Source organism: Cryptosporangium phraense (assembly GCF_006912135.1).
GTDB classification, from domain to species: Bacteria; Actinomycetota; Actinomycetes; order Mycobacteriales; family Cryptosporangiaceae; genus Cryptosporangium; species Cryptosporangium phraense.
This window is the reverse complement of sequence record NZ_VIRS01000009.1, coordinates 252610-261201: the sequence shown is the minus strand read 5'-3', so window position 1 is coordinate 261201 and position 8592 is coordinate 252610. Positions and strand designations below refer to the sequence as shown.

Genomic DNA, 8592 nt, shown 5'->3' with positions numbered 1-8592 from the left:
AGCGCGGCACGGCACGGCACTGCACAGCGCGGTGCGACGCGGCGCAGCGCGGCACAGCGCGGCACGGGCCTGCAGAGGCGGGACCCGGCGGGGGCGTGACCGCTCCGCCGGCCCGCCCCACCGGACCGCCCCACCGGACCGCCCCACCTCACCGCCCCACGTCACCGCCCCCGCCCCGCCCCCGCCCGCCGGGCCGGCCGCCCCTCCCCGGGCCTACCCGTCTGCGCCCCGGTCCCGCTCTTCAGTCGGGCCGCGCTCAGGGATCGTGCCCCACTCCTCGTCGTTCCAGACCTGAACCACCTCACCCTGGGCCGCGCTGAACGTCGGCGGCCCCAGGGCCGCCTCGGTCAGGCGGTAGCCGTCGCCAAGCATCCGGACGTAGCCCTCGGAACGGAGCGTCGGTAGCGCCCTCCTCACCTCCGTCGGCGCCAAGCGGCCGGCCAGCGCGATGTCCTCCACGGTCACGGTCCGCCCCGCCGGAATGGCCTCCAGCACCGACCTCAACCACCCCGGCAGGGCCTCTCGGCCGCGCGGACCTCCGGGCAGGGTCGCGTCCCAGCCGGCCGGGTCGTGCGGGCCGGCGTCGCCCTCGAGGACGCCGATCGGGCCGACCTCCTCGATCACCTCCAGGGCCGACGTCACCAGGACGGCCCCGCAGTCGCGGATGAGGCGATGCGTGCCGACCGACTGGGCGGACGTCACCGCGCCGGGCACCGCCATCAGGACGCGCCCGAACTGGTGCGCCCGCTCGGCCGTGACGCTGGTGCCCGAGCGCGCACCGGCCTCGACCACGACGAGCCCGGCTCCGAAGGCCGCCACCAGGCGGTTGCGCGACAGGAAGCGGTGACGCTGGGGCGACTCCCCCAGCGGGACCTCACTGACCAGCAGCCCGTCCTCGGCGATCCGCTCCAGCATCGCCGCATGGGCCAGCGGGTAGGGGACGTCGACCCCGCCGGCCAACACGGCGACGGTGGCGCCCTGACCGTTGAGCGCGCCCCGGTGGGCGGCGCCGTCGATGCCGAACGCCCCGCCCGAGACGACGACCCAGCCGCGGCCGGCCAGGCCGTAGGCGAGGTCGGCGGCCACGTGCTTGCCGTACGCGGTGGCGGCCCGGGCTCCGACGATCGCGACCGAGCGCCGGAACGTCCGGGCCAGGTTCAGCGGGCCCCGCACCCACAGGCAGAGCGGCGGAGCGACGTCGATCTGCTCGGCTTCCGCGAGCGGGGCCAGGTCGCTCAGCGCCTCGGCCGGCCAGTCGGGATCGACCGGGGTGATCGCCCGCACTCCGGCCCTGGCCGCGGCCGCGAGGTCGGCCTCGGCCCGCTCCCACGGGTCGACGCCGGCCAAGCGGGCCTGCAGGCCACGGCTGACGCGGTCGCGGGACCCCGACAGCACCCGCTCGAGCAGCGCGGCGGCGCCGTCCGCGGTCGCACCGAGCAGACTCCGGCGGCCCGGCTCCACGAGCCGCGACAAGGCCACCCAGGCCAGCCTCTCGGCCGCCCGGAACCCCGGGTCGGTGCTCATGCGGCCACCACCCCGCGACGCAGCTCCAGGGCCTCGTTCACGTCGCCGTTGTCGGGCACCGACCGGCCGGACAGGTCGGCCAGCGTCCAGGCGATCCGGAGCACCCGGTCGTAGCCCCGGGCCGACAGCTCGCCGCTGTCGACGGCCCGGGCCGCGGCCGCGGTGGTCATCGGGGGCAGGCGCCACTCGGACCGGAGCGCCGGACCCGGCGCCTCGGAGTTCGACTGCCAGCCCAGGTGCCCCCAGCGCTCGCGCGCGGCCTCGCGGGCCGCGGTGACCCGGCCGGCCACCACCTCGGTGGGCTCGGGCCGGTCGAGGTCGGCGTAGAGGGCGGCCGACGCGACCGGCAGCAGCATCACCCGCAGGTCGATGCGGTCGAGCAGCGGGCCGGACAACCGCCCGATGTACCGGCGCCGGGCGTTCGCCGAGCACGTGCAGGCCCGGTCGCCGGCCGCGCTCGCGCACGGGCACGGGTTGGCCGCGAGCACCAACTGCACGCGGGACGGGTACCGCACGACGCCGCCGGCGCGGGCCAGCACGACCTCACCGCGCTCGACCGGCTGACGCAGCGCGTCCAGCGCCGTGGGCGAGAACTCGGGGCTCTCGTCGAGGAACAGCACGCCGTGGTGGGCCAGCGACACCGCGCCGGGCCGGGCCAGCCCGCTCCCGCCGCCGACCAGCGACGCGACCGTCGCCGTGTGGTGCGGGGCCTGGTACGGCGGCTGCCGGACGAGCCCGCCCCCGACCGGCAGCACGCCGGCCACCGAGTGCACGGCGGTCACCTCCAGCGCCGCCTCCTCCTCGAGCACCGGCAGGACGCCCGGCAGCCGCTCGGCCAGCATCGTCTTGCCCGACCCGGGCGGCCCGAACATCGCCAGGTGGTGCCCGCCGGCCGCCGCCACCTCGACCGCCCGCCGCCCGATCTCCTGGCCGACGACGTCGCTCAGATCGCCGGACGGCCCCGGCTCCGCCGAATCCCGCCCCCGGAACGGCGGCGGCTCGGTCGCCGCGTCGTCGGCCGGCGGCTCCTCCCCGCGCAGCAGCGCCAGCACCCCGCGCAGCGTCCGGCGGCCGATCACCTCGACGCCCGGCACGAGCGCGGCCTCGGCCCAGTTGCCGGTCGGGACGACGAACCGCAGCAGCCCGACCCGCGCGCCGGCGGCGACGGCCGGGAACACCCCGCGGATCGGCCGGATGCGCCCGTCGAGCCCGAGCTCGCCGAGCAGCACCACGCCCTCCAGCGCCACCGGGGGCACCGCTCCGGCGGCGGTCAGCACCGCGACGGCCACCGCGAGAGCAAAGGTCGAGTTGTGCCATGCTTAGCGCATGGCGACGAAGAGGGCCGCAATCTACTGCAGGATCAGCAACGACCGCGAAGGTCGTGAGCTGGGCGTACAGCGCCAAGAGGAAGACTGCCGTGCCCTCATCGAACGCCTCGGCCTTGAGGTGGCCCGCGTCTACGTCGACAACGACATCAGCGCATCGACCAGGTCGAGCAAGCCACGACCGGACTACCAGCAGATGTTCGCCGACGCCAAGACCGGCGACTTCGACGTCATCGTCAGCTACACCTCCGGACGGCTCACACGGCGCCCCCGCGAATTCGAGGACCAGATCGACCTGGCCGTCGAGCACGGCATCCAGTACAAGTACGTGCGCTCCCCCGAGTTCGACCTCAATACCGCGCAGGGCCGGCGCATCGCTCGCACCATGGCCGCGCAGGACATCGGTGAAGCAGAAGAAGTCGCCGAGCGGATCGAGCGCGCGAAGGCGCAGACCGCAGCGGCGGGCGGATACCGCGGTGGGCGCCGGCCGTTCGGGTACGCCGAAGACGGGATGACGCTCGTTCACACCGAGGCCGCCGAGATCAAGGCAGCGGCCGACGCCCTGCTCGCCGGCGGCACCCTCAACGGCATAGCCCGCGGACTGAACCAGCGGGGGGTCACGACCTCAACCGGCAACGAGTGGACCGGGAGTTCGGTCGCACGGCTACTCAGGCGCCCCCGGAATGCCGCACTCATCGACCACGGCGGCGAGATCATCGGGGCCGCACAGTGGCCGCCGGTTCTCGACGAGGCCACGTGGCGGGCCGTCATGGCGATCCTTCAGGATCCGAGCCGCCGGAAGCCCGGGCCCAGTGAACGATGGCTGCTGTCCGGCATCGCGCGGTGCGGGAAGTGCGGGGCCACGGTCGAGGCGGGGCGTACTGGTAGCCGGAAGCGCCCAACCAGCCAGCCACGGCCGGTGTACCAGTGCTCCGTGCGGCGCGAGATGGCCCGGGATGCCCGCGAGCTCGACGACTTCATCACGGCTCTCGTTATCGACCGGCTCAGCCGGGCGGACGCCCTCGAGCTACTCCAGACCCCCGGCGACGACGTCGACATCAAGGCGCTTCACGCCGAGGCGTTCGAGTTGCGGCGACAGAAGGACGAAGCGACCGACATGTGGGTCGCGAAAACCATCGACACCCGGCAGTACGGGCGAGCGACCGCGGCTCTCGACGCCGAGCTCGAGGCCATCGAAGCGCGACTCGCCGAGGTGTCGCGACGATCGGTTTTTGACGGGGTCGTCGGCACCAACGTCGAGGAGTCTTGGTCCGCGCTCGCACTCGATCGCCGTCGGTCGATCATCTCCGAGCTCCTGCTAATCACGCTCCAGCCGGCGCGGCGCGGCCGGCGCCCGGGCTGGCGGGTGGGCGAGAACTACTTCGATCCGGACTCGGTCAGTGTTCAGTGGATTCGCTGACGTCCGCGCCCGGCTCTGCCGGCTCCCAGTTCTCCGCAAGCCAATCGCTGACCTCGCGCTCGAGGGCGCGGGTCACTTGAGCTCGCCGCCCGCGGCCCTCTTGCCGTTGCTCGCCGAGAGACCTGTCGGCCTCGGCGACACGTGCATCACGCTCAGCCGTCAACGAATGGCCCCATAGGTTCGCGGCCGCAAAGACGACGTCCCGTCGATCACGGCCGAGTCGCTGTGCCATCCGAATTTCGGCATCCCCGGAAGTGCGGAACGCGCGGATCACCACATCGCTCGGCGCCCACTTGTCGTCAGTCCTGACGGTCGGGCCATGCACCTGGGCAGAAGCGTGAACAGTTCCGGCGGCCGCGGCGACCAGCTGGCCGGATCCGTGGCGCACGCTGGGTTCCTCGCTGCCGTCAACTGCGGCTCCGTCGACAAGGCGCTGAATGAAGCCCAGGTCCATGTTGCCGCGACGCATCTGAAGATCGACGTACTGCCCCGGGTCGCCCTCGAATAGTTCCTTCAGCGCGACCGGGCGGCCGAGGGCCGAGGCGAGGATCAATGGCAGGCTGACTAGCACTTCGATGGGGACCGCCCGGTCCCCCCGCTCGAGCGCGGCAACGTTGGATCGGTTCCAGGAGAACCCGAATTCGCGTGCCACACGGGCTAGATCGTCCTGCCGAACCGCGCCGGCTTCTGCGCGGAGCCGGGCGACATTGCCGCCGATCAGCGCACGGATCGTTTGCTGCTCGGCCGTCGTTTCGTCGCCCACGCCTGGACTGTAGCGCTTGCGGTCAGAAATCTGACCGCAAGCGTGATTAGCGATTGGTGCGACCAAATTTCAGGTCTCACCTTGACACCGCCCCTCCCCCTCCGTCACTGTTCGTTCAGAGCGTGCGTTTCGTTTTCCGAACCCACCTTTGAAGGGGTGAAGTGTGTCCATCACCGCCCAGACGCGACAGCGCATTGGAACCGCCAAGGTCTCCGAGCTGAGTGGCGTCCCGCAGGCCACGCTCCGGCAGTGGCGCCGGCGCAATTACGGCCCGGACTCCCACAAGCTCGGCGGCCGACACTTCTACTGGCTCGACGAGGTCACGGCGTTCATCGAGCAGGCCGAGCAGGCGTCCTGACCATGGCCATCCAGCGAAGGCGACGACTCAGCCCCGCAGCTGAGGCGCGCATCGCCGAGTTGGTCGCCGCGGCTCCGCCTCTTAGTGCCACACAGCAGGCCGTCATTTCCGCCGCCTTCGCGACGCTTCGCCCCAAGAACGGCGAGCAGGCGCGCGCGGCCGAGACCGCCGCATAGCCATGGCCGCGAGACCACACGCATAAGGCCCGCTCAACGCACCGCACAGCGCCAGGCATGGGCCTGCCGACGCACCTTCCCCGAACAGCGAAACGCCCCGCGGGCGACCACAGCCCGCGAGGCGTCTGGAAGAAAGCAGCGCACCTACCTTGTCCGCGATAAACGATAACCCGACCCCGGGCGCCCCGGGAAGCGTCACGGAGCCGGAGCAGCAGAGCCTGCTTACCGATGAGGGCCAGATCCGCAAAGACGCCGGTATGCACCTTGCCGACATCGGCACCGATGAGTGGTGGCGCGACTGCTGCGACCGCGGCATCGTCGCTCTCGCTGCCCAGACTTACCGAACGGGCGCCACCTTCCAGGCCTTCGACCTGATCGACATCGGCGTGCCGGAGCCCGACTCCCCGAACCGCTGGGGCCCGCGGCTGCTCGCCGCCGCGCGCGCCGGCATCGTCGAACCCGTCGGATACGGACCTTCCAAGCGCCCGACCGTCGCGAAGTCTGCCGCTCGCATCTGGCGCGGCACCGCCCTGGCCGTCCGCGTGATGGACGGTGGGGCCGCCGCGTGAGCCGACGCGAGGCCGACACTCTCCGGGACATCGTCCTGCCGAGGCTAGAGAACGTCAGGCAATCCGGCAGCGGCTACATGGCCCAGTGCCCCGTTCACGGCGACGCCAAGGCCAGCCTCTCGGTCGACACTGGCCACACCCAGCCCGTCCTTCTCCACTGCTTCGCGGGCTGCGACCGCAAGGACATCCTCGCCGCGCTCGGACTCGCCGACGAAGACATCAGTAAACCGCGCGATCACCAGGTCGGGCTCGGCCGCGACGGTTGGATGCCGAACGGACTGCGGGCTTCCGCGATCTACACCTACACCGACGAGACAGGCACCCACCTCTTCGACGTCGTCCGGAGCACGACGAAGGAGTTCCTCCAGCGCCGCCCGGACCAGGCCAAGAAGAGCGGGTGGAGCTGGAACATCCAGGGCGTTCGGCGAGTCCTGTACCGGTTGCCCGAAGTGATCGCCGCGGTCGACGCCGGCGCCACCGTCTGGATCGCTGAAGGCGAGAAGGACGTCGAGGCGCTACGGCAGGCCGGCGTAACCGCGACCTGCAACTCCGGCGGCGCCGGCAAGTGGCGGGACGACTACGGCCGCTTCCTCCGCGGCGCCGTCGTCCGGATCGTGGCCGACAACGACTACCCGGGGCGCAAGCACGCCCTGGGGGTCACTGCGAGCCTTCGCAAACTCGGGTGTGACGTCACGGTGCTGACAGCCGCTACCGGCAAGGACGCTCACGATCACCTGGCCGCAGGCCATGGTCTCGACGACTTCGTGCAGCTCGCAGAGGAGGCGCCCGAGAGCGAGGACCCGCCGGCTGAGGCCAGCACGCACGCCCGGACCTCGCAGGTCGCAGACCTAGTACCCGCTGACGCCGTCGCCGACGAGCTCCGCGCCTTCATCGTGGAATTGCGCGAATGGCTCGACCTCCCTGACCCGACCGGGCCCATCCTCACCCTCGCTACCGCCGCCACAACACGCGCACAAGGTGAGCCATCGTGGCTGCTACTCGTCGCCCCACCGTCATCCGGCAAGACAGAGTCAGTACGGCTGCTCGACGGCGTCACCGACTCGTTCCTCGACGATGTGACCGCAGCTGGACTGCTCGGCTGGTCGAAAGGCAAGAACTCCCGCCCCACTGGAGTGCTGGCCCGCGTCGGCGCGACCGCACTGGTCACCTTCGGAGACCTCTCGTCATTGCTGGCCACCTCTGACCGCGGCGGCCGGGACCAGGTATTCGGCATCCTGCGGCGCGCCTACGACGGGCACGTCACGCGCGACATCTCACCACCCGGGATGTCCGCCACGGACGAGCCGCTCGAGTGGCGTGGCCGCCTGACCGTCGTCGCCGCAGTGACCGGCGCGATCGACCGGTACTCGTCTCACTCTGACCAGCTCGGGCCCAGGTGGGTCTACTACCGGCTCCCCGTCCGGGATACGGCGGCGAAGCGGCGGGCCGCGGCTAAGGCTCGCCGCAAGGGGCCGCGCCTGGATGCGGCTAGGAAGGCTGCCGGCGAGAAGGCTGCGGCGCTGGTCCGGAAAGCAATGCGCCGGATCGTCGAGGTCGAGATTTCCGACGCCCTCGACGATGCGATCACCGACGCCGCGCTAGTCACCTGCTGGGGCCGGGCCGTCGTCCCGCGACACGGCTACGGTCGCCGCGAAATCGACGGTGTCCCCACTATCGAGGACCCGCCACGAGTCGTACAGCAGCTACGCGGCATCGCGTCCGGCCTGCTCGCGCTCGGCCTGCCCGAGAGCATGGTCATGGCGCTCACAAGGCGCGTCGCGCTCGACTCCATGCCCATCACTCGCCAATCCGTGCTGCGTGCCCTGGCCGGCGGCGAAGTAATGACGACGGCCGAGCTCGCCCGGCAGGCACATCTCGACCGCAAAGTTGCCCGGTTCGCAGCGGAGGAGTTGCAACTGATCGGCGTCGTCGAGGGCGAACGCGACGGCGAAGAGCCTGACGACGACAGCGAAATCGACATGCGCCCGGTGTTCTGGTCCCTGTCCGGCGATGACGGCGATCTGGTCGCAGAGGTCTTCCAAGAAAGTTACTCGTCGGTAGAGGTGTGGGACGAAATGTGGGAACTCACCCCCCATCCCCCCCAAAAAATAAAGAAGGGCGGGGTAGCTACCAACATTTCGTCCCACGGCCAGCCTGCGGAAACGGACGTTCCGGCCTTCGCTGCGCCCTCTGTGGTCACGGTTGAGGCGAGCGCCGACGGAATCTTCTGGCCTGACGAAAATGCGCTCGAAGAGGAGATCGAGCTGGCCGCCCCGGACGATGACAGCGACCAGCCGACGCACCTGCGATCGGTGTCGTGATGACCGCCGCGAAGACCGCGACACGCACAAGCAGCGCGGCCAGCCACGCGAGTGACCTGACACGAAAGCCGGCCGCACGACGCGCGTCCGAGCACCAGACGCCACGCCGAGACCAGACCGCCAGTTCCGGAAATAC

The 8592-nt window shown here is 71.3% G+C and carries 7 protein-coding genes and 1 pseudogene; 4 read left to right on the top strand and 4 right to left on the bottom strand.

The window, feature by feature from the left end; translation table 11 throughout:
* Positions 1 to 213: 213 nt before the first annotated feature.
* The 3 genes and pseudogenes from dprA to FL583_RS42930 all read right to left on the bottom strand — a co-directional run.
* On the bottom strand, positions 214 to 1524 hold the full coding sequence (dprA, locus tag FL583_RS15635) for a DNA-processing protein DprA (protein WP_205752158.1): 1311 nt from the start codon (positions 1522 to 1524) through the stop codon (positions 214 to 216).
* Positions 1521 to 1880 carry a magnesium chelatase subunit ChlI family protein gene (locus FL583_RS42935; RefSeq protein ID WP_276611617.1) on the bottom strand — a complete coding sequence of 120 codons (360 nt, stop codon included), beginning with the start codon at positions 1878 to 1880 and terminating at the stop codon, positions 1521 to 1523. Before FL583_RS42935 ends, dprA begins: the two co-directional genes overlap by 4 nt.
* Positions 1878 to 2819: pseudogene (locus FL583_RS42930) on the bottom strand (YifB family Mg chelatase-like AAA ATPase); the annotation flags it as partial. The pseudogene FL583_RS42930 and the gene FL583_RS42935, both read right to left, overlap by 3 nt.
* 31 nt (positions 2820 to 2850) lie before the next feature.
* On the opposite strand from FL583_RS42930, the gene FL583_RS15625 reads away from it, so the two are divergent.
* Positions 2851 to 4269: a recombinase family protein gene (locus FL583_RS15625; protein WP_142705353.1), complete on the top strand. Its 1419-nt coding sequence runs from the start codon at positions 2851 to 2853 to the stop codon at positions 4267 to 4269.
* Here the strand turns inward: FL583_RS15625 and FL583_RS15620 are convergent.
* On the bottom strand, positions 4247 to 5032 hold the full coding sequence (locus FL583_RS15620) for a hypothetical protein (protein ID WP_142705352.1): 786 nt from the start codon (positions 5030 to 5032) through the stop codon (positions 4247 to 4249). The genes FL583_RS15625 and FL583_RS15620 overlap by 23 nt on opposite strands.
* A gap of 163 nt (positions 5033 to 5195) precedes the next feature.
* Between FL583_RS15620 and FL583_RS15615 the strand changes: the two genes are divergently transcribed.
* The 3 genes from FL583_RS15615 (at position 5196) to FL583_RS15605 (ending at position 8456) form a co-directional block, all read left to right on the top strand.
* The gene (locus FL583_RS15615) at positions 5196 to 5390 is read left to right on the top strand and encodes a helix-turn-helix transcriptional regulator (protein ID WP_142705351.1); all 195 of its coding nucleotides are present in this window, start codon (positions 5196 to 5198) and stop codon (positions 5388 to 5390) included.
* Positions 5391 to 5715: 325 nt separating this feature from the next.
* A complete protein-coding gene (locus FL583_RS15610) occupies positions 5716 to 6135 on the top strand; it encodes a hypothetical protein (protein WP_142705350.1) in 420 nt (139 codons plus the stop codon).
* Positions 6132 to 8456, top strand: a complete 2325-nt coding sequence (locus tag FL583_RS15605) for a toprim domain-containing protein (protein WP_142705349.1) — start codon at positions 6132 to 6134, stop codon at positions 8454 to 8456. The genes FL583_RS15610 and FL583_RS15605 overlap by 4 nt, the downstream gene beginning before the upstream one ends.
* Positions 8457 to 8592 lie beyond the last annotated feature (136 nt).